Annotated in this window: 12 protein-coding genes and 6 pseudogenes; 16 read left to right on the top strand and 2 right to left on the bottom strand. The window is 62.3% G+C overall.

The features are described from left to right. Positions 1–94: 94 nt before the first annotated feature. The 6 genes and pseudogenes from topA to EKK97_RS14545 all read left to right on the top strand — a co-directional run bounded on the left by topA (position 95) and on the right by EKK97_RS14545 (position 5,678). Positions 95–2,720 (top strand): annotated as a pseudogene (gene topA / locus EKK97_RS14565) (type I DNA topoisomerase). Between the two features lie 44 nt (positions 2,721–2,764). Next, a pseudogene (locus tag EKK97_RS26140) lies at positions 2,765–3,180 on the top strand (DUF6586 family protein). Between the two features lie 156 nt (positions 3,181–3,336). Continuing rightward, entirely contained in the window at positions 3,337–3,870 is a 534-nt protein-coding gene (locus EKK97_RS14560; RefSeq protein ID WP_236551233.1) for a 2-hydroxyacyl-CoA dehydratase, read from the top strand. A gap of 63 nt (positions 3,871–3,933) precedes the next feature. Further along, a complete protein-coding gene (locus EKK97_RS14555) occupies positions 3,934–4,239 on the top strand; it encodes a hypothetical protein (RefSeq protein WP_159552947.1) in 306 nt (101 codons plus the stop codon). A 370-nt stretch (positions 4,240–4,609) separates the two neighbouring features. Continuing rightward, positions 4,610–5,222 (top strand): annotated as a pseudogene (locus tag EKK97_RS14550) (L,D-transpeptidase family protein). A gap of 192 nt (positions 5,223–5,414) precedes the next feature. Continuing rightward, complete coding sequence (locus tag EKK97_RS14545; RefSeq protein WP_149326529.1) at positions 5,415–5,678, top strand: Lpp/OprI family alanine-zipper lipoprotein; 264 nt, start codon at positions 5,415–5,417, stop codon at positions 5,676–5,678. A 126-nt stretch (positions 5,679–5,804) separates the two neighbouring features. Here the strand turns inward: EKK97_RS14545 and EKK97_RS14540 are convergent. Continuing rightward, a pseudogene (locus EKK97_RS14540) lies at positions 5,805–6,885 on the bottom strand (L,D-transpeptidase family protein). A 203-nt stretch (positions 6,886–7,088) separates the two neighbouring features. Then, positions 7,089–10,537: pseudogene (gene mfd / locus EKK97_RS14535) on the bottom strand (transcription-repair coupling factor). A 234-nt stretch (positions 10,538–10,771) separates the two neighbouring features. Here mfd and EKK97_RS14530 point away from each other — a divergent pair. The 10 genes and pseudogenes from EKK97_RS14530 (at position 10,772) to sthA (ending at position 21,085) form a co-directional block, all read left to right on the top strand. Beyond that, positions 10,772–12,235: a glyceraldehyde-3-phosphate dehydrogenase gene (locus EKK97_RS14530; protein WP_159552945.1), complete on the top strand. Its 1,464-nt coding sequence runs from the start codon at positions 10,772–10,774 to the stop codon at positions 12,233–12,235. A gap of 365 nt (positions 12,236–12,600) precedes the next feature. Continuing rightward, positions 12,601–13,950, top strand: a complete 1,350-nt coding sequence (locus tag EKK97_RS14525) for a Na(+)-translocating NADH-quinone reductase subunit A (protein ID WP_159552943.1) — start codon at positions 12,601–12,603, stop codon at positions 13,948–13,950. Next, a complete protein-coding gene (locus tag EKK97_RS14520) occupies positions 13,950–15,176 on the top strand; it encodes an NADH:ubiquinone reductase (Na(+)-transporting) subunit B (protein WP_159552941.1) in 1,227 nt (408 codons plus the stop codon). The genes EKK97_RS14525 and EKK97_RS14520 overlap by 1 nt, the downstream gene beginning before the upstream one ends. After that, complete coding sequence (locus EKK97_RS14515; RefSeq protein ID WP_159552939.1) at positions 15,177–15,989, top strand: Na(+)-translocating NADH-quinone reductase subunit C; 813 nt, start codon at positions 15,177–15,179, stop codon at positions 15,987–15,989. 11 nt (positions 15,990–16,000) lie between these two features. Next, positions 16,001–16,669 carry an NADH:ubiquinone reductase (Na(+)-transporting) subunit D gene (locus EKK97_RS14510; protein ID WP_159552937.1) on the top strand — a complete coding sequence of 223 codons (669 nt, stop codon included), beginning with the start codon at positions 16,001–16,003 and terminating at the stop codon, positions 16,667–16,669. Position 16,670: 1 nt separating this feature from the next. After that, on the top strand, positions 16,671–17,288 hold the full coding sequence (nqrE, locus tag EKK97_RS14505) for an NADH:ubiquinone reductase (Na(+)-transporting) subunit E (RefSeq protein WP_159552935.1): 618 nt from the start codon (positions 16,671–16,673) through the stop codon (positions 17,286–17,288). A gap of 62 nt (positions 17,289–17,350) precedes the next feature. Beyond that, positions 17,351–18,583, top strand: a complete 1,233-nt coding sequence (nqrF, locus tag EKK97_RS14500; protein WP_159552933.1) for an NADH:ubiquinone reductase (Na(+)-transporting) subunit F — start codon at positions 17,351–17,353, stop codon at positions 18,581–18,583. Continuing rightward, a complete protein-coding gene (locus EKK97_RS14495) occupies positions 18,580–19,359 on the top strand; it encodes a hypothetical protein (RefSeq protein ID WP_159552931.1) in 780 nt (259 codons plus the stop codon). The genes nqrF and EKK97_RS14495 overlap by 4 nt, the downstream gene beginning before the upstream one ends. Before the next feature lie 17 nt (positions 19,360–19,376). Beyond that, on the top strand, positions 19,377–19,643 hold the full coding sequence (gene nqrM / locus EKK97_RS14490; RefSeq protein ID WP_159552929.1) for a (Na+)-NQR maturation NqrM: 267 nt from the start codon (positions 19,377–19,379) through the stop codon (positions 19,641–19,643). A gap of 51 nt (positions 19,644–19,694) precedes the next feature. Then, a pseudogene (gene sthA, locus EKK97_RS14485) lies at positions 19,695–21,085 on the top strand (Si-specific NAD(P)(+) transhydrogenase). The last annotated feature ends 157 nt before the right edge of the window (positions 21,086–21,242 follow it).

Here is a 21,242-nt window from a genome sequence, read left to right as displayed (position 1 = left end):
TTTCACCCCGCGAGGAGCGTTCGCCGCTAATTCAGGGCGGGCCGGAACCGTCAGGTGGGGCCCAAGAACCTCGCCGTGCAGAATGTGGAGCACTATGGGCAAGTCATTGGTCATCGTCGAGTCGCCGGCCAAGGCCAAGACGATCAACAAATATCTCGGCAACGACTTCATCGTGAAGTCGAGCGTGGGTCACATTCGCGACCTGCCGACGAGTGGCTCGGGCAAGGCAGCCTCCGACCCCAAGGAGCGCGCACGCCAGGCGGCGGCGACCCGCAAGATGTCGCCGGAAGAAAAAGCCGAGTACAAGAAGCAGAAGGCCAAGGAACAGCTCATCCGGCGCATGGGAATCGATCCGGAGCACGGCTGGAGAGCCCACTACGAAATTCTGCCCGGCAAGGAGAAAGTGGTGGCCGAGCTGCAAAAGCTCGCCGAGAAGGCCGATGCCGTCTATCTCGCGACCGACCTTGACCGCGAAGGGGAGGCGATCGCCTGGCACCTCAAGGAGACCATCGGTGGCGAGGACGAGCGCTATCGTCGCGTGGTGTTCAATGAGATCACCAAGAATGCGATCAAGGAGGCGTTCAAGGAGCCCGGCACGCTCAACATTCCTCGCGTCGAGGCGCAGCAGGCAAGGCGCTTCCTCGACCGGGTGGTAGGCTTCATGCTGTCGCCGCTGCTGTGGGCCAAGATCGCCCGCGGGCTCTCTGCCGGCCGTGTGCAGTCGGTGGCGGTACGGCTCATCGTCGAGCGCGAGCGCGAGATTCGCGCCTTCGTGCCCGAGGAGTTCTGGGATGTGCATGCCGACCTCGTATCGAGCGAGGGCGAACCGGTACGCTTCGAACTGGTACGCCAGGACGGCAAGGCATTTCGGCCCACCTCGGAAGCCGAAACCCTCGAGCGTATCGCCGCGTTGCGCCAGGCATCGCTTGCCATCACTGCCCGGGAAGACAAGCCGACGCGTTCGAAGCCGGGCGCTCCCTTCATCACCTCGACCCTGCAGCAGGCCGCCAGCGGTCGCCTGGGCTTCTCGGTGAAGAAGACCATGACCCTGGCCCAGCGTCTCTACGAGGCGGGCTATATCACCTACATGCGTACCGACTCCACCAACCTGTCGCAGGATGCGGTGGCCATGGCCCGCGAGCATATCGAGCAGGAGTACGGCAAGCGTTACCTGCCCGAGTCGCCCAACCGCTATTCGAGCAAGGAGGGGGCCCAGGAGGCGCATGAGGCGATCCGTCCCTCCGACGTCAATCGTCGTGCCACCGACCTGGCTGGAATGGAGCGCGACGCCGAGCGCCTCTATGACCTGATCTGGCGGCAGTTCGTGGCCTGTCAGATGACGCCGGCCGAATACCTCTCCAGCACACTGACGGTGGAGGCCGACGGCTACGAGCTCAAGGCCAAGGGGCGGGTGCTCAAGTTCGATGGTTACACCCGGGTGCTGAAGCCGGCTGGCAAAAACGAGGACCAGGCCCTGCCGGATCTCGCCGAGGGCACGCCAATGCGGCTCGAGGCGCTCGACCCGCAGCAGCACTTCACCAAGCCGCCGGCTCGCTACACCGAGGCGAGCCTGGTCAAGGAACTGGAGAAGCGCGGGATCGGTCGCCCTTCCACCTATGCCTCGATCATTTCCACCATCCAGGATCGTGGCTACGTCAAGTTGGAGAATCGGCGCTTCTATGCCGAAAAACTCGGTGACATCGTCACCGAGCGGCTCAAGGAGTCCTTCCCCGACCTGATGGACTACTCCTTCACCGCACGCATGGAAGACAGCCTCGACGAGGTAGCCGAGGGTGAGCGCAACTGGCGCGAGCTGCTCGATGCGTTCTATGCCGAATTCCGCGAGGAGTTGGAGTCGGCCGAGAGCGAGGAGGGCATGCGCCCCAATCAGCCGGTACCCACCGATATCGATTGCCCTACCTGCGGTCGCAAGATGCAGATCCGCACGGCTTCGACTGGGGTGTTCCTGGGCTGCTCCGGCTACAACCTGCCACCCAAGGAGCGCTGCAAGACCACCATCGACCTGCTGCCAGGCGACGAAGCGGTACCCGCCGACGCTGACGAGGAGGCCGAGACCCAGGCCCTGCGCGCCAAGCATCGCTGTGCCAAGTGCGGCACGGCGATGGACAGCTACCTGATCGACGAGAACCGCAAGCTGCACATCTGCGGCAACAGCCCTGACTGCGATGGCTACGAGGTCGAACAGGGCAGGTTCCGCATCAAGGGCTACGAAGGCCCCACGATCGAATGCGACAAGTGCGGCAGTGAGATGCAGCTCAAGTCGGGGCGTTTCGGCAAGTACTTCGGCTGCACCAACGAGGCGTGCAAGAACACGCGCAAGCTGCTGCGCAGCGGCGAGGTCGCACCGCCGAAGATGGATCCCATCCCGATGCCCGAGCTAGCCTGTCAGAAGGTCGACGATCATTACGTGCTGCGCGACGGTGCCAGCGGCCTGTTCCTGGCTGCCAGCAAGTTTCCGCGCAATCGCGAGACGCGGCCGCCTCTGGTGCGGGAACTGAAGGCCCACGCCGGGGAGCTGCCGGAGAAGTACCGCTACCTGCTCGATGCGCCCAGTGAGGACTCCGAGGGGCGTCCGGCGCAGATCCGCTATTCGCGCAAGAGCAAAGAGCAGTTCGTCATGACCGAGGACGAGGGCAAGGCGACGGCTGGCGAGCGGTCTTCGAGAACGGCAGGTGCAGGTGGAGGACAAGCAAAAGTGAATCCGCGAGCCCGTACCAACCAGCTGCTCTACCAGGCCGAGCTGATGCTGGATGTCGCTTCCGGCGACGACGAGCATGCCGAAGCCCGGCGCATGGCGAGCGAGGAAGCGGCGCTGGCTTTGACCGAGCTGGCACTAGAGTCGTTGCTACGCGAGGTGACAGAGCACGCACGGCTGGCGCGGCACGACTGGCGGGAACTGCTTGGCAGCGAAGGGGCGGGCATCGCCGAACTCCATCGCCTGCGAGAGCTCGCGGCACGGCCGGAGAGTTGGCTGGCTGGCTGCTTCAGCGCATCGAGGCGCTGCATGACAGCACTGGAGCGGCACGTCGCCGCAGCGCTGCCCATGCAGGGCTCATCGCGGTGGGCAGCAGTGCGGCGCTGGGAGACGAGCTGCGAGCCTGCCTGCAGGAGGCCAAGCGTGAGATAGCCTCGCTACGCGAAACCAGTGAGGAATGGTAGCCGCCACCGCTCGCAACGCTTTACTCTACCGCACCTTGATGGCACCGCAGGTAACCATCGCTTGACGTAAGTCAAACGTCAGAAGCGGGCTTTGGCTAGGATGAAAGCAAGAGCCGGTCGTCAAGGCTGGCCGAGCGACACTCGAAGGGGGCTCGCATGCGCTTTCGTCAAATCAAGGAGCTGGTGAGTTGGGCGGCGGATTACCATGCCCGCCTGGCGGACAAGTATACCCGGCTGGCCGCCGAGGGAAGTGATGAGCGGGTCAGGATGGCGCTGCACTACTTGGCCGAACATGAGCGCAAGCTCGAAGCCGACCTGGTCGGCTATCTCGATGACGGCACCGACCATCGCAACGTGCTCGATGCCTGGTTCGACGACCCCAATGACTTCCCACATGCTCCGGTACTTGAACGTTTGCCGAAAGACGTCGATGGTGAAAGTGTACAGAGCGTGCTGGCCACTGCGCTGACTGCGCACAGGACTCTTCAGGACCTCTATGCGCATCGCGCCGACCTGGCCGGTGGCAGCGACGAGAGAGCTTTCTTCGAAGCGCTCTCGGTGGCCATGAAGCCGAGGTACGTCGTATCGCTCGCGACATGCAACGACTGGAAGATTATTGAGGAGGTCCCATGTCGGATCAGCTGCTCTCCCCAAGATGCTGGGCTACTGGACGCAGGATCAATTGCGTGAGGCTCCGGACGAATCGGGAATCTTCTGCGTCTATCGCGCGCACGCGATCCCGAGACCAATGAGATGGAGGTGCAGGAGCTGCTCTACGTCGGTGAGCATCGCAGTGCGCGCTATGGGCTGGAGCATCATCCTGATTGTGACAAATGGCATGCCTTCCTGCAGCCGGGCGAGGAGCTCTGGTACTCCGTCGGCCTGGCGGGCCACGCCAACCGCGAGCGTCTTGCCGCGGCGATGATCAATGCCCACAAGCCGCGCTTCAACAACCACAGCCAGTATCGCGACCACTTTCCTTTCGACGAGACTACGGTTCACATCTACGGCAAGAAGGACAAGCTGCAGAGCATTTTTACCGTGGAGCCTAAAGCCTAGTGCTAGTACCAGAGAGAGCGCCTAGGAGAGAGTCCTGGCGAGGAGCCCTAGAGAGAGTCCCTAGGCTGTATGGCCGACGCCCAACCATCGGAGCGACCGCCCATGCCTTTGCGGCAGCCCGCCGGAGGCCCTTTTCATGCAGCGGCAGGGGCGCGATCTCATGCTGGCCTGTGTGGTTTTTTGTAAGGTGGCACAAGAGACTGGTGCGCAAGCAGTTTGAGCGATGAAGTTGAGTGCGGCCTGGAGCGGGAGCCTCGCTTCCACCATGAGCTGGTCGCTCAGGCTCGGTTACGTTAAGTGAACTGACAGTCGTCGGCCGATGCGTTATAAGACGCTTAGTCGCGCATCGACCAACCCGCATGAGGAGCCGATGAGATCCGTTTCCCGCCGTCGCTTTGGTCAGCTAGCCTTGCTGGCACCCTTCACTCTGATGATGGGGCGTGAAGCACATGCCAACTTGATCGAAACCCTGCTGGCGCGCGCCCATGTGCCGCGTCATGCTGGCGAAACGTGGATTCTCGTCGACGATCGCGAGTCGGCACTGAGCATCTATCGCGGCAACCTGCTGCTCGAGCGCTTCGCTCCCATTTCGCTGGGGCGGTCGGGGGCGAGCATCATGCGCACCCGGGGTGGTAACGTGACGCCGAAGGGGAGTTTCGCGTCAATCGCTTCAATTGGGAGAGCGATTGGCACATTTTCATCGGTCTGGATTATCCTACGCCATCTCATGCACGCATGGCGTTGGAATCAGGGCTTTACACGGAGCAGGATTACGCAGATTATTTCGCCTACTATCGGCACCATGGTTATCCGCCCCAGCAGACCGTGCTGGGAGGCTTCATCGGTATCCACGGGGTCGGTAGGGGGACCCGGAGGTTCATGCTAGCTATCACTGGACTCAGGGTTGCGTGGCGGTGACCGACGAGCAGATCGAAAGGCTCTCTGAGCTAATCGACATTGGCACTCGCGTCGTCATCCGCTAGGCTCAAGATACGCAAGGGACGTTTCGAGCTATGGACAAGCGCCGTAGGGTATTATAAAACAGCGTTTGACTCCTGTGCTTGGCAGCAGTCGCTGCAAGAAGTCCTGCATTGAGCAGGGGAGCCTGGATCTCAGGCATCATTAACGCCGCTGTACTAACTGTGCAGTACCAAGGAAGACTCAAGGAGAACATCATGACTCTGAAGACCACCCTGAAGCTGACCGCCGCTGCTGCTTCTCTGGCCATCCTGGCTGGTTGTGCAAGCAATGCTGCTCTGGACGAAGTCCGCCAGACTGCTGAAGCTGCTCAGGCCGACGCTGCAGAAGCTCGCAGCATCGCCACTCAGGCTCAGAACACCGCCAACCAGGCTCAGCGTGACGCCCAGGCGGCTCTGCAGATGTCCGAGCAGAACCGCGAGGAAATGAACCGCATGTTCCAGCGCTCCATGCAGAAGTAATTCTGCTGAGCGCCGCATCGCCCTCGGGCGATGGCGGTTCTGCAATGAGAAAACCCCGCCTAGGCGGGGTTTTCTTGTTTCGGTACAGGCTCCAGCACGTCGTTTCGTCGCTTCCCGATGGAGGCGTTAGCGACGGTAGGCCTCGAGCTCGGTGAACAGGCCTGAGATCTGGCTGACCTCGATCTCGGAGAACAGCCCGTCGTTGAGTTCCTCTTCGCGGGTGTCGGTAGCGGGAGCCGGCTCCTCTTCGGCGGCCTGCAGCAGGGAGACCAGGCGGCCATCGGGGTTTTCCACCACGCGGCGCAGTTGAGCATAGTCGATAGGCGGGCGCTCCTCGCCAAAGGCGTTGGCCACCACTTCCATGGCATTGAGAATCGGCTCGAAGGTACCCTCGTTCTCCTCCAGCATGGGGAAGGACTGAGCGTAAAGTACACCGTCCGCCGACCAGGCGACCTTGAACGGCTGGTCGATGAGGTTGACCTGAGTGCCGCTCGGCACGCGCTCGTAGAGGGACTCGATATCCTCCGGGAACATGCGGATACAGCCGCGGCTAGCACGCATGCCGACACCGTCGGGGCGGTTGGTGCCATGGATCAGATAGCTCGGCAGGCCGAGCAGGATGGCATGCCGGCCCAAGGGGTTGTCGGGACCCGGTGGCACCACGGCGGGAGGCGGTTCGCCACGGGCGGCTGCTTCCTCACGCATGGAGCGCGGCGGTGACCAGTGGGGTCTTTTACCTTGACGGTGGTGCGGGTCACGCCCATTGGAGTGGCAAAACCATCACGACCGATGCTGATGGGGTAGGTTTCGACGATGCCGGGCTGGGAGTAGTAGTACAGGCGCATCTCTGAAAGATTGACCACGATGCCCTCACGTGGGCGTCCGGCAGGATGTGCTGGGCCGGGATCACCACTTCGGTACCGGGACGAGGTGCCCACAGGCTCACGTCTGGGTTCGCCATGCGCATCTCTTCATAACCGGCATTGTGGCGACGGCCAATGTCGAGCAGGGTTTCTCCCTCTTCGACGACGACCGTGTAGGCCTCGCCGATCACGTTGCCCTCATCGGGCAAATGGTAATGGCCCCTGGGCAGTTCTTGGGGACGATCGGAGCCCTCCTCGGCAAGGGTCGTCGTTGCCAGCAGGGCTGCGATACCGAACAGGGCAGCGCCAAGACCGATGCGCCTGGGCAATGTCGGATTCTTCATCAACGTCATGATCTCGTCATAAGGTCGCTGAGCGGCATGCCTCACGCAGAGGCAAGGGCCGCTTGGCGACGGTCATACGCCTGCCGGTGCGAGGCGGCGTCGGGGTTCGTGTCGAGGCTGCGATAAGACACTTGCGCATAGTATAGCGTTCCCGCCACTAGCGGGAGTCCCACCACAGTGACGAAGGAGGCCGCCTTGTCCTTTCAGGCGGCCTGGGCCTTGCGGTTGAGCGCATCCAGCAGTTGCTCGACGGCCTGGAAGCGGGCCTCCTCTCTTTCCATGTCCGCTTCGAAGCGCAGGGTGTCGGCGCCGTCGAGCCGATAGCGCTGCGGCTCGGCCTGGATCATCTTGACCAGCGTCAGCGGGTCGACCCGTGTCTGGCCGCCGAAGATAACCCGGCCGCGCTGGGTGCCGGCCTCCAGGCGCGCGATGCCCAGGCGTTCGGCACGCTGGCGCAGGCGGGTCTGGCGCATCAGGGTCTTGACCGCCGCCGGCAGCAGCCCGAATCGGTCGATCATCTCCACTTGCAGTTCCTTGAGTTCGGCCTCGTCGGCGGCGCTCGCGATGCGCTTATACATCACCAGGCGCTGCTGCACGTCGGGCAGGTAGTCGTCGGGTATCAGGGCCGGCAGGTTGAGGCTGATCTCGACGCCATCGCTCAGTGGTGTCTCGATGTTGGGCGTCTTGCCCGCCCGGATCGCGGCTACGGCGCGATCGAGCATCTCCATGTAGAGGGTATAGCCAATGGCTTCCATCTGGCCGCTCTGCTCCTCGCCTAGCAGCTCGCCGGCACCGCGGATCTCCATGTCGTGGCTGGCCAGGGTGAAGCCTGCGCCGAGGTCTTCGGCGGCGCCGATCGCCTCCAAGCGCTTGACGGCATCCTTGGTCATGGCCCGTGGTGGCGGGGCGAGCAGGTAGGCATAGGCCTGGTGGTGGCTCCTGCCCACGCGACCGCGCAACTGGTGCAACTGGGCCAGGCCAAACTTGTCGGCGCGCTCGATGACGATGGTGTTGGCGCTGGGTACGTCGATCCCGGTCTCGATGATGGTCGAGCAAACCAGCACGTTGTAGCGCTTGTGGTAGAAGTCCGACATCACCCGCTCTAGGGCGCGCTCGGGAAGCTGGCCGTGGGCCACCGCGACGCGCGCCTCGGGTACCAGCGTGCGGAGGGCCTCGGCGGCGGTCTCGATGGTCCTGACCTCGTTGTGCAGGTAGTAGACCTGGCCGCCGCGCAGGATCTCGCGCAGGATCGCCTCCTTGATGATCGACTCGTCGCGCTGCTGCACGAAGGTCTTCACCGACAGGCGGCGTGCCGGCGGCGTGGCGATGATCGACAGGTCGCGAATGCCGCTCATGGCCATGTTGAGCGTACGTGGGATCGGCGTGGCGGTGAGAGTCAGGATGTCGACCTCGGCGCGCAGCTCCTTGAGGCGCTCCTTCTGGCCTACGCCGAAGCGGTGCTCCTCGTCGATGATCAACAGGCCCATGTTGGGCAGCTTCATCGATTTCGACAGCAGCTTGTGAGTGCCGATCACGATGTCGGCCTGACCGTTCTCGATGCGCTTGAGCGCGGCCGCCTGACCCTTGCCGGCAGTGAAGCGCGAGACCAGCTCGATCTGTACCGCCGTATCGGCGAAGCGGTCGCGGAAGTTCTCGTAATGCTGGCGGCGAGCAGGGTGGTCGGTACCAGTACCACCACTTGGCGCTCCGAGTGCACGGCGAGGAAGGCGGCGCGCATGGCGACCTCGGTCTTGCCGAAGCCGACATCGCCGCATACCACGCGATCCATCGGCCTGGGTGCGGTCATGTCGCCGATCACCGCGGCGATGGCGGCACGCTGGTCGGGCGTTTCCTCGAATGGGAAGCTGGCGGCGAAGCGGGCATACTCCTCGTCGGGCGGGGCGCAGGCAAAGCCTTCGCGGGCCTCACGACGAGCGTAGACATCGAGCAGCTCGGCGGCCGTGTCGCGGATCTTCTCGGCCGCCTTGCGGCGTGCCTTGTCCCACTGCTCCGAGCCCAGGCGATGTAGCGGAGCGAGCTCGTCATCGGCGCCGGCGTAGCGCGAAATGAGGTGTAGGTTGTCCACCGGGACATAGAGCTTGGCGCCGTCGGCGTACTCGAGTGCGACGAACTCCGCGGCCTGGCCGCCGGCCTCCAGGCGTTCCAGACCACGGTAGCGGCCGACGCCGTGGGTCTGGTGCACCACCGGGGCACCCGGGCGCAGCTCGGCCAGGTGGCGAATGGCCAATTCGCCCATGTCGGTCGCCTTCTCGCGGCGACGGCTCTGGCGCACGACGTCGCCGAATAGCTCTGTTTCGGTGATCACGGCAATGTCAGGCTGCTGTAGCCATAGCCCGGTGCCGACTTCGCCCTCGGTGATGGCCAGACGCGAGTCGCTCTGGCGAAAGGCATCGAAACCCTCGGTATGGGGGAGTTCCAGGTGCAGCGGCGCCAGGGTTTCTTCCAGCGCCTCGCGGCGGCCACGCGATTCGGCAACGAACAGCACGCGTGTGTTGCCATACTCGTCCAGGAAGCCCCGTAGTGCGGCCAGCGGCTGCTTGGCACGGGCATTGACGGCCACCTCCGGCAGGGGGCGGGAAGCCGTCTCGAGGGCATGAGGATGCTCGCGGTCGGCGGTCAGCTCCACGCGTGGGTGGCGCTTGATGGCGGCGAATACCTCGGCGACGGGAATGAAGGCCCGGTGGGGTGGCAGCAGTGGCCGGGTGGGATCGACACCGAGATTCTCATAGCGGCTCTCGATGGCTTGCCAATGGTGTTCGGCGGCGGCGAAGGCCTCGGGGAGGAGTGCCACCCGGGTGCCCTCGGCCAGGTGGTCGAACAGCGTAGCCGTCTGCTCGAAGAACAGCGGCAGATATTGTTCCAGGCCGGGGGAGGGTATGCCCTTCAAGGCGTCGACATATAAGGGGCACTGGCGTGGATCGACGTCGAACAGGGTCTCGAAGCCTTCACGGAAGCAGGCAATGGCACTGCGCGAGAGCGAATACTCGTGCGCCGGCAGCAGCTCCACCCGTTCGACCTTGTCCTGGCTGCGTTGGGTGTCGGGGTCGAAGCAACGCAGGGTATCGATCTCGTCGTCGAACAGATCGATACGTAGCGGGCTTTCACTACCCATGGGGTAGAGATCGATCAGGGCGCCACGCAGCGCGTACTCGCCCGGCTCGTAGACCGTCTCCACGGCGCGGTAGCCGGCACGTGACAGGCTCTCGCGAAACCCTTCGCGATCCAGCCGCATGCCCACTTCAAGAGTGAGTACCCGGCCGGCAATGTACTCCGCCGGAGGCAGCCGCTGCATCAGAGTGTTGATCGGCACCAGTACGATGCCGTGCTCGCCATCCTGGAGCCGACGCAGGGTGCGCAGGCGAGCCGAGATGATGTCCTGGTGTGGCGAGAAGCTATCGTAGGGCAGCGTCTCCCAGTCGGGAAAGGGCAGCACGGGAACGTTGGCATAGAAATGTAGATCGTTCTCGAGGCGCTGTGCGCTGGCGGTGTCGGGAGTGATGACCAGCAGCGGCGCATCGTCGGCCAGGTGGGCCAGGGCCAGGGCGGCCGCACTGCCGGGCGGAGTCTGCCAGTAGAGGGTTTCGCGAGTTCCCGTGGGGCGGGGCGGATCGAGCGGCGAGAATGATTGCATGATGTCGTCGGGACGCTTCTGGAGTCGTGTGTGCTGGCCGTACAGGCCGTTCGCAATGCCAGGCTGGGAGCAGCGGCTTGAACAAAGAGGAATCATACCAGCCCTATGCGACGCTTGTAGTCAAGCCGCGATTCCTGTAATCCCCCTACAGCGCCTGCGACCATCCTTCGATTGCCCCACCGAAACGCGAACGGGATAATGAGCCTGAATTTTCGATTACCAGAGAGGCTTCACGTGAGTCAGCAACCCCTCGAGACCGTTTTTCAGGAGTGGCACGACAACCAGGCACTGGCCGAGCAGATGATTCCGCTAATCGGCAGCCTTTACCGCCACAACAACGTGGTCACCACCCTCTACGGGCGCTCGCTGTTCAATCGCTCGGTGATCCGTATCCTGAAGGACCATCGTTTCGTCAGGAAGGTTGAGGGCACCGAACTCTCGGTGCAGGATACCCTGCCGCTTGTCCAGGCCATGACCGAACTCAATCTCGGGCCTGCCCACGTCGACGTGGGTAAGCTGGGCGTGGCCTTCAAGAAGCGTGGCGGTGGTGACGCCAAGGCCTTCCTGCGCGAAGAACTCGCCGAGATCGTCGACGCTCATGATGCCGACGGCAACAACGGCCAGCCCAAGGACGTAGTGCTCTACGGCTTTGGCCGCATCGGTCGCCTGCTGGCGCGCGTGTTGGTGGAGAAGGCTGGCGGCGGCAACCTGCTGCGCCTGCGCGCTATCGTCGTGCGTGGCCGGGGCGACATCGCCAAGGACCTGGAAAAGCGCGCCAGCCTGCTGCGTCGCGATTCCGTCCACGGGCCCTTCGACGGTACCATCAGCGTCGACTACGAGGCGCGTACCATCACCGCCAACGGCAACATGATCCAGGTGATCTACGCCGACAAGCCGAGCGACATCGACTATACCGCTTATGGTATCGACAATGCCGTGGTGGTCGATAACACCGGTATCTGGCGCGACGAGGCGGGCCTGGGCCAGCACCTGGAGTGCAAGGGCGTGTCCAAGGCGCTGCTCACCGCGCCGGGCAAGGGCGATATCAAGAACATCGTATTCGGCATCAACCATGGCGATATCGCCGAGGACGATACCATCCTCTCGGCGGCCTCCTGTACCACCAACGCCATCGTGCCGGTGCTCAAGGTGCTCAACGACGAGTACGGTATCGAAACCGGCCACGTCGAGACGGTACACGCCTATACCAACGATCAGAACCTGATCGACAACTACCACAAGGGCGATCGTCGCGGCCGCAGTGCGCCGCTCAACATGGTGCTGACCGAAACCGGTGCCGCCAAGGCCGTGGCCAAGGCCCTGCCCGAGCTCTCCGGCAAGCTCACCGGCAATGCCATCCGAGTACCGATCCCCAACGTCTCCATGGCCATCCTCAACCTGACCCTGGGCCGCGAGACCGACGCCGTGTCGCTCAACGACTATCTGCGTCGCATGTCGATCGACTCCTCCTACCAGAAGCAGATCGACTATGTCGATTCGCCCGAGGTGGTGTCGTCGGATTTTGTCGGCAACCGTCATGCGGGTATCGTCGATGCCAAGGCGACCATTGCCAACGGTAAGCAGGCGGTCCTCTACGTCTGGTACGACAACGAGTTCGGCTACAGCTGCCAGGTGGTGCGCATCCTCCAGCACATTTCCAACGTGCGCTTCCTCAAGCTGCCGCGCGCCCAGGCCTGAGCCTGACGAGGTCAATCCCGACCTGGTGGGTCGGGAATCCCTGACTTGAGTCACTTTCCCGTCATCCGAGCCAGCCCCATGCCGGGGCTGGCTCGCTTCGTTCAGTACCTCGAGGCGGCCTGAAACCATGGCCTTTCAACGCCTATTGAACCCTTTCGAAGCCAGGCGCAGAGCGGCTTTATACCCCCTTTTGCGACCTTAGGCCGTGTGGCCTTTGGTCGCGCTTGTCTTTATAATACTGGGGATTTTTTCGGGGTGGTCCGAAGTCCGTTCGGGCCTGACTGGTAACGTACTGACTCAACAAGAATTCGAATCCATTCGAACCCCTTTCCTTCGTATTTCCGATCCATCAACTGGGCGAGACTATGATCGAAGTCAAGAAAGGCCTGGATCTCCCCATCATGGGGGCGCCCGAGCCGCGCATCGAGGATGCGCGACCCGTGCGTCACGTGGCCATCCTGGGCACCGACTATGTCGGCATGAAGCCGACCATGGAGGTCCGGGAAGGGGACAAGGTGAAACTAGGCCAACTCCTCTTCACCGACAAGAAGAACGAAGGCGTACGCTTCACGGCGCCGGCCGCCGGTGAGATCGTCGCCATCAACCGTGGCGAGAAGCGCAAGCTGCTCTCCGTCGTCATCCAGATCGACGAGAACGAAGAAGCGATCGAGTTCACGGCGCATGGGCGTGACAAGCTCGCGTCCCTCGAGCGCCGGACCGTCGTCGATCAACTGGTCGAATCGGGCCTGTGGACGGCACTGCGCACGCGCCCCTTCTCGCGCACTCCGGCCATCGACAGCGAGCCGGCCGACATCTTCGTCACCGCCGTCGATACTCATCCGTTGTGCCCCGACCCCGCCGAGATCATCAACGAGCAGGCCGAGGCCTTCGAGGATGGGCTCAAGGTGCTGTCGAGTCTAACCCAGGGCAAGGTATTCCTGTGTACTGCGCCCGACGCGCGAATTCCCGGCGGCGACGTGGCCGGCGTGCAGGTAGAGACCTTCGGCGGTCCTCATCCGGCCGGTCTCGTCGGCACCCATATCCACTATCTGTCGCCGGTCGCGCTGCACCGCAAGGTCTGGCACATCGGCTATCAGGACGTGATCGCGTTCGGCAAGCTCTTCTGCGAGGGCCGGATCGATGTCAGCCGGGTGGTGGCGGTGGGTGGCCCGCGTGCCGAAAAGCCGCGTCTGCTACGTACGCGAATCGGTGCCAGCACCGAGGAACTGTTGGCTGGGGAAATCCTCCAACCCGAAGATACGCGCGTGATCTCCGGCTCGGTGTTCTCCGGGTTCACCGCGGAGGGCGGACTGCGTTACCTGGGCCGCTTCCACAACCAGATCAGCCTGCTCGAAGAGGGCAACAAGCGCGCCTTCATGGGCTGGCTGTCGCCGGGCAACAACCGCCACTCCGTGCTGGGGATCTACCTGTCGAAGTTCAAGGGGCTCTCCAACTATGCGCCCAACACCTCCACCAACGGTTCTGAGCGGGCCATGGTGCCGGTGGGCGTCTACGAGGAAGTGATGCCGTTGGATATTCTGCCGACCCAGCTGCTGCGCTCGCTGATCGTCGGCGACATTGAGGTGGCCATGCAGCTCGGGTGCCTGGAGCTGGATGAAGAGGACCTGGCGCTGTGCACCTACGTGTGCCCGGGCAAGTACGAGTACGGTCCCATCCTGCGTGACAACCTCACCATGATCGAGAAAGAGGCCTGATGATGGGTATCCGACAGACACTCGACAATCTCGAACCGCATTTCCACAAGGGCGGCAAGTACGAGAAGTGGTACCCGCTGTACGAAGCTGTGGACACCATCTTCTATGCGCCCCCCAGCGTGACCAAGACCACGGCCCACGTGCGCGACGGTGTCGACCTCAAGCGCATCATGATCACCGTGTGGCTGTGCACCTTCCCGGCCATGTTCTTCGGTATGTGGAACGCCGGCTGGATGGCCAATGCCGCCATCGCCGACGGCTACGCCTCGATGGACGGCTGGCGCGAAGCCATCCTGATGATCCTGGCTTCCGGTCACAACCCGGACAGCCTGTGGGCCAACTTCGTGCTTGGTGCTACCTACTTCCTGCCGATCTACCTGGTGACCTTCGCGGTCGGCGGGTTCTGGGAAGTGGTCTTCGCCGTCAAGCGCGGCCATGAGGTCAACGAGGGCTTCTTCGTCACCTCCGTGCTCTACGCCCTGATCCTGCCGGCCACCATCCCGCTGTGGCAGGTGGCGCTCGGTATCACCTTCGGCGTGGTCATCGGCAAGGAGATTTTCGGCGGCACCGGCAAGAACTTCCTAAACCCGGCGCTGACCGGTCGTGCCTTCCTCTACTTCGCCTACCCGGCGCAGATCTCTGGCGACGCGGTATGGGTGGCGGCCGATGGCTATACCGGCGCAACGCCGCTCTCCATCGCTTTCCAGGAGAGCATGACCGAGCTGACCTCGCAGTACAGCTGGTGGGATGCCTTCATCGGCTTCGTCCCTGGCTCCGTGGGTGAGGTCTCGACATTGGCGATCTTCCTGGGTGCCGCGGTGCTATTGTGGACCAAGATCGCCTCGTGGCGAATCATGCTGGGCTGCTTCCTCGGTATGGCGGCGACCAGCGCGCTGTTCAACCTGATCGGCTCCGAAACCAACCCGATGTTCGCGATGCCCTGGTATTGGCATCTGGTCATTGGTGGTTTTGCCTTCGGCATGGTGTTCATGGCTACCGATCCGGTTTCTGCTTCGATGACCAACCCGGGTCGTCTGATCTTCGGTGTGCTGATCGGCGTGATGACGGTGCTGATCCGTGTGGTCAACCCGGCCTTCCCCGAGGGCATCATGCTGGCGATTCTGTTCGCCAACCTGTTCGCGCCGCTGATCGATCACTTCTTTGTTCAGGCCAACATCAAGCGCCGTCTGCAGCGCACTGGTGTGCCGGCCGAGGAGACCGTCTAAATGGCACAGGGCAATAACACCATCAAGAAGATCCTCACGGTGGCGTTCGCACTCTGTATCGTGTGTTCGGTCATCGTCTCCACCGCTGCGGTGGCGCTGCGTCCGATGCAGCAGCTCAACGAGGAACTCGACCGCAAGACCAACATCCTCAGCGTGGCCAACCTTTACGAGCCAGGCATGGATGTGGAGGCTGCCTTCCGCGAGATCACTCCGCGGGTGGTGGACATGCGCACCGGTGAGTACACCGATGAGTTCGATCCGCAGACCTTCGACCACTTCCAGGCCGCCCGCGATCCCGCCACCGGGCGCACGCTTTCGGGCGATCGCGACATTGCCGGCCTGACCCGTGTCGAGAACTTCGCCACCGTCTACCTGGTGGGCGATCCCGACGATCCCGAGCAGATCATCCTGCCCATTCGTGGTCAGGGCCTGTGGGGGTTGATGCGCGGCTACATGTCGGTCGAGGGCGATGGCAACACCATCGTCGGTATCACCTACTACGAGCACAGTGAAACGCCTGGGCTCGGTGCGGAGGTCAACAATCCGCGCTGGCAGGCCCAGTGGGAAGGCAAGCAGATCTTCGCCGATGCCGAAAGCGTGACACCGGCCATTCGCGTGGCACGGGGCAGCGCTGCCAACGAGCATCAGGTGGACGGCCTGTCGGGTGCTACCCTGACCTCCAATGGCGTCACCAACATGCTGCAGTTCTGGTTGAGCCCGGAGGGCTTTGGTGAGTACCTGGCGAGATTCCGCGCAGGCGTCGAACCGGGCGAGGCTCAGGAAGCCGACGTCGAACTCGAAGCTGAAGCTTAAGGAGCCTGAAAATGTCCGCTGTGACTCCCAAGGGCGTCCTGACGACCCCGATCTTCAATAACAACCCCATTGCCCTGCAGGTGCTCGGTATCTGCTCGGCGCTGGCGGTAACGACCAGCATGAGCGTGTCGCTGGTCATGACCATGGCCGTTATCTTCGTGACGGCCTTCTCCAACCTGTTCGTGTCGTTGATCCGGCATCACATTCCTTCGTCGATCCGTATCATCGTGCAGATGACGATCATCGCTTCGTTGGTGATCGTGGTGGATCAGGTGCTCAAGGCGTTCGCCTACGAGATGTCCAAGCAGCTCTCGGTGTTCGTCGGCCTGATCATCACCAACTGCATCGTGATGGGGCGCGCCGAAGGCTTCGCCATGCAGAACAGCCCGGGGCTGTCGTTCCTTGATGGCATCGGCAACGGTCTCGGCTACGGTTTCATTCTGATGACCGTGGGCTTCTTCCGTGAGCTGTTCGGTTCCGGCAGCGTGTTCGGTTTCACCGTGCTGCATCCGGTTCAGGACGGTGGCTGGTACGTGCCCAACGGCCTGCTGTTGTTGCCGCCCTCGGCGTTCTTCATCATCGGCCTGATCATCTGGGCACTGCGTTCCACGCATCCGGAGCAGGTCGAGGCGAATGAGTTCAAGATGAAGGAAAACACCAAGCCGAAGGAGGCCGTGTAACATGGAGCACTATATCAGCCTGTTCGTCGCCTCGGTCTTCGTCGAGAACCTGGCCCTGGCGTTCTTCCTCGGCATGTGTACCTTCCTGGCGGTCTCCAAGAAGGTTTCGGCAGCCTTCGGTCTCGGCATTGCGGTCATCGTGGTGCTGACCATCTCCGTGCCGGTCAACAACGTGATCTACAACGCGCTGCTGGCTGAGGGTGCCCTGACCTGGACCGGTATCGCCGGTGCCGAGAACATCGACCTGTCATTCCTGGGTCTGCTTTCCTACATCGGCGTTATCGCCGCCCTGGTGCAGATCCTCGAGATGTTCCTCGACAAGTACGTGCCGGTACTCTACAACGCGCTGGGCGTGTTCCTGCCGCTGATCACCGTGAACTGCGCCATCCTCGGTGGCGTGCTGTTCATGGTCGAGCGCAATTACGGCTTCGGTGAGTCCGTGGTGTATGGCCTCGGCTCCGGCGTGGGCTGGGCGCTGGCCATTACCGCCCTGGCGGGCATCCGTGAGCGGCTCAAGTACAGCGACGTGCCGGGTGGCCTGCAGGGGCTGGGCATCACCTTCATCACCGTGGGTCTGATGTCGCTGGGCTTCATGTCCTTCTCGGGCATCCAGCTCTGAGGCGCGTTCCGGCGGTGTTCGCACCGCCGGACAACAGGTCATACAGCAAATAGGAAACCGACATGGTTGGAACATCAGTCATCTTGCTCGGTGTGTTCATGTTCACCGTGGTCGTCATCGGCCTCGTCCTGGTGATCCTGGCAGCCCGCAGCAAGCTCGTCAGCACCGGTGACGTGACCATTGAGGTCAACGGCGACCCGGAGCACACCATTACCACCCAGGCCGGAGGCAAGCTGCTCAACACGCTGGCAGCCAACGGCATCTTCCTCTCCTCCGCCTGTGGCGGCGGCGGCTCCTGCGCTCAGTGCAAGTGCCGCGTGGAAGAGGGCGGCGGGGCGATCCTGCCGACCGAAGAGTCCCACTTCACCATGCGCGAGAAGAAGGAGGGCTGGCGTCTCTCCTGCCAGGTGCCGGTGAAGCAGGACATGAAGATCGAGGTGCCCGAGGAGGTCTTCGGCGTCAAGAAGTGGGAGTGCGAGGTCATCGGCAATCCCAACGTCGCCACCTTCATCAAGGAACTCAACCTCAAGCTGCCCGAGGGCGAGAACGTCGACTTCCGCGCTGGCGGCTACGTTCAGCTGGTGGCGCCGCCTTACGATATCAAGTTCTCCGACTTCGATATCGAGGAAGAGTATCGCGGCGACTGGGAGAAATTCGATCTATTCAAGATCTCCCACAAGAACACCGAGGAAGTCATCCGCGCCTATTCGATGGCGAACTACCCGGAAGAGAAGGGCATCCTCAAGTTCAACATCCGCATCGCTACGCCGCCTCCCGGTACCAATCATCCGCCGGGTCTGATGTCGACCTACGTCTTCAGCCTGAAGCCGGGCGACAAGGTCACCGTAATGGGGCCCTTCGGCGAGTTCTTCGCCAAGGACACCGATGCCGAGATGGTCTTCGTCGGCGGTGGTGCGGGTATGGCACCGATGCGCAGCCATATCTTCGACCAGCTCAAGCGGCTCAAGAGTCAGCGCAAGATCTCGTTCTGGTACGGTGCGCGTTCTTGGCGCGAAACCTTCTACAACGACGAGTACGATCAGCTGGCCGAAGAGTTCCCCAATTTCGAGTGGCACCTGGCTCTCTCCGACCCGCTGCCCGAGGACAACTGGACCGGCCCTACCGGGTTCATCCACAACGTGCTGTACGAGAACTATCTCAAGGACCATCCGGCTCCCGAGGACTGCGAGTACTACATGTGTGGGCCGCCCATGATGAATGCATCCGTGATCAAGATGCTGCTCGATCTGGGGGTCGAACCCGAGAACATCCTGCTGGACGACTTTGGCGGATGATCCCCCTCGCCTACGGGCGACTCACCGGGCTGGCCCTGCATGGGCCGGCCCGGCTCCTTCTCTCGCTGTTCCTGGTCGTGGCGCTCAGCGCTTGTCGTGACCCATCCAATGAGCATTTCTATCAGGGCACGGCTCTGGGAACGGGCTACCACATCACCCTGTATGCAGACCTCGACGCTGAACAGGCGCTCGAACTCGAGGCCGGCATACAAGGTGAACTGGCAAGCCTCGAACGGCAGCGAAGCGGCTTTCTGCACGCCGTGGATGCCGCCTTTGGCTGGTTGTGGCTATCTCCGGCGGCGTCGCTGAATCGGGAAATGGACCGTCTGGTTCATGCGTTGGCCGTCGATCGGCTGATGCTGTGGCTGGACGCTCATCGTTTCGCTCCCTCTGCCATGCTGGTCGAGGTGGGGGGCGTGGTGCGGGGTCAAGGTGTGCCGCCCATGGGAGGCTGGCGCCTGTCGCTGGAGCAGGCGGGGCTTCCCGATCCGGATGGCGCACATCGGTTACGCCTGGAGAATGCTGCATTGGTGCGCCGTTATGCGCAGCAGGACGGCATGCCCCTGGTCTCGCTGTCGACGCTATTGGCTGTGAGTGTCGTTGCGCCGAGTGCCAGCGAGGCCATGGAGCAGGCAAACCGATTGATGCATGCCAAGCCCGAAGAGGCGCTGGCGCTGGCCGTAGCCATGGATAGTGCCGCAAGAGTTATTGTCAAGACACCACAGGGTGTTGAAATCCATCATACTGCGGCCCTCGAGCCTTGGCTCGAGCCATAGCCGCAAGGAGTGACCTGATGACTACTTTCCTCGTCGTGCTGGGCTTCATGCTGTTGATCATGGCGGCCATGGCCATTGGCGTGATCATGGGGCGCAAACCCATTGCCGGTTCCTGTGGGGGGCTCAACAAGCTCGGCCTCAAGGAAGGCTGCGATATCTGCGGTGGCAAGGATGAGATCTGCGAGGAGGAAAATCGCAAGCGCAAGGGGGCGCCGGTCAGCGCGCGGCGCAGCAGTGACGAGAGCCGTGGGGCGGACCTGGGCTACGACGCTACCAAGCGCTGAGCGCGGGAGCCGGACGATTTAAACGACAAGGGAAAGGAGACGCGAGAACCCATGGCAGTTCATAACTATGACGTGGTGGTAATTGGCACCGGACCCGCCGGCGAGAGCGCCGCCATCAATGCCGCCAAGCACGGTAAGCGTGTCGCGGTGGTGGAGAAGCAGCCGGTCCTCGGCGGCAACTGCACCCATTGGGGCACCATCCCCTCTAAGGCATTACGCCACCAGGTCAAGCAGATCATGCAGTTCAATACCAACCGCATGTTCCGCGATATCGGCGAGCCGCGCTGGTTCTCCTTTCCCAAGGTGATGGAGCGCTCACGCATCACCATCGACCAACAGGTCGAGATGCGCACCAAGTTCTACGCTCGTAACCGTATCGACCTGTTTAGTGGTGTGGCGCGCTTCAAGGATGAGCATACGCTGCTGGTCCGCGATCGGCAGGAAGCGCTGGAGGAGCTGGTGGCCCAGAAGATCGTCATTGCCACCGGCTCGCGTCCTTACCGACCCGCCGATATCAATTTTCGCCATCCACGAATCTATGATTCCGACACCATTCTGAGTCTCTCGCATACGCCGCGTACCTTGATTATTTTCGGTGCCGGCGTGATCGGATGCGAATACGCCTCGATATTCTCGGGCTGGGGGTGAAGGTCGATCTCATCAATAGCCGCGACAGCCTGCTCTCGTTCCTCGACGACGAGATTTCCGATGCGCTCTCCTACCACCTGCGCAAGCACGGTGTACTGATTCGCCACAACGAAGAGTACGAGCGGGTCGAAGGGGATGAGTCCGGCGTGGTGCTGTATCTCAAGTCGGGCAAGAAGCTGCGTGCGGATGCCTTCCTGTGGGCCAATGGCCGTACCGGCAACACTGACGAACTGGGCCTCGAGAACATCGGTCTTGAAGCCAATGGCCGCGGTCAGCTGCAGGTCGACGACCATTACCGTACTGCCATCCCGCACATCTACGCTGCCGGCGACGTGATCGGCTGGCCGAGCCTGGCGAGTGCGGCCTACGATCAGGGGTTGAATGCCTGCGACGAACTGCTCGAGCGCGATTATCGCTATGTCAATGAAGTGCCTACCGGGATCTATACCATCCCCGAGATCAGCTCTTTCGGCCGCACCGAGCGCGAGCTGACCGAAGCCAAGGTGCCTTATGAGGTGGCGCAGGCTTTCTTCAAGGATACCGCCCGCGCCCAGATCACTGGCGATACCGTGGGTATGCTCAAGATCCTGTTCCATCAGGACACCCTGGAGATCTACGGTATTCACTGCTTTGGCGATCAGGCTTCGGAAATCGTCCACATCGGCCAGGCGATCATGCAGCAGAAGGGGGAGGCGAATACCCTCAAGTATTTCGTCAACACGACCTTCAACTATCCCACCATGGCCGAGGCCTACCGGGTTGCGGCCCAGAATGGACTGAATAGAGTATTCTGACTTTCTTCTTACTTTCCTCCTGATCCAAGCATCAGCTCTCCTCATTCCCGCCGGTCGCTAGACCGGCGTTTTCGTTATGCATGGCTGACTTCTGTCTCCTCATTATTCCTTCCCTTTTTCACCCCAGTTGCAGCAGCCAAGTGCCGGCTTTCTCAAT

The sequence above is a fragment of the Billgrantia tianxiuensis genome, from assembly GCF_009834345.1.
In the GTDB taxonomy this organism is placed as follows: domain Bacteria; phylum Pseudomonadota; class Gammaproteobacteria; order Pseudomonadales; family Halomonadaceae; genus Halomonas; species Halomonas tianxiuensis.
Note: the sequence above shows the minus strand (reverse complement) of the source record. Positions and strands in the feature narration are given on the sequence as shown.

Coding starts and splice junctions, on each gene's coding strand:
- EKK97_RS14560 (WP_236551233.1), top strand. CDS start 3,337: ATGCGCTTTCGTCAAATCAAGGAGCTGGTGAGTTGGGCGGCGGATTAC.
- EKK97_RS14555 (WP_159552947.1), top strand. CDS start 3,934: ATGGAGGTGCAGGAGCTGCTCTACGTCGGTGAGCATCGCAGTGCGCGC.
- EKK97_RS14545 (WP_149326529.1), top strand. CDS start 5,415: ATGACTCTGAAGACCACCCTGAAGCTGACCGCCGCTGCTGCTTCTCTG.
- EKK97_RS14525 (WP_159552943.1), top strand. CDS start 12,601: ATGATCGAAGTCAAGAAAGGCCTGGATCTCCCCATCATGGGGGCGCCC.
- EKK97_RS14520 (WP_159552941.1), top strand. CDS start 13,950: ATGATGGGTATCCGACAGACACTCGACAATCTCGAACCGCATTTCCAC.
- EKK97_RS14515 (WP_159552939.1), top strand. CDS start 15,177: ATGGCACAGGGCAATAACACCATCAAGAAGATCCTCACGGTGGCGTTC.
- EKK97_RS14510 (WP_159552937.1), top strand. CDS start 16,001: ATGTCCGCTGTGACTCCCAAGGGCGTCCTGACGACCCCGATCTTCAAT.
- nqrE (WP_159552935.1), top strand. CDS start 16,671: ATGGAGCACTATATCAGCCTGTTCGTCGCCTCGGTCTTCGTCGAGAAC.
- nqrF (WP_159552933.1), top strand. CDS start 17,351: ATGGTTGGAACATCAGTCATCTTGCTCGGTGTGTTCATGTTCACCGTG.
- EKK97_RS14495 (WP_159552931.1), top strand. CDS start 18,580: ATGATCCCCCTCGCCTACGGGCGACTCACCGGGCTGGCCCTGCATGGG.
- nqrM (WP_159552929.1), top strand. CDS start 19,377: ATGACTACTTTCCTCGTCGTGCTGGGCTTCATGCTGTTGATCATGGCG.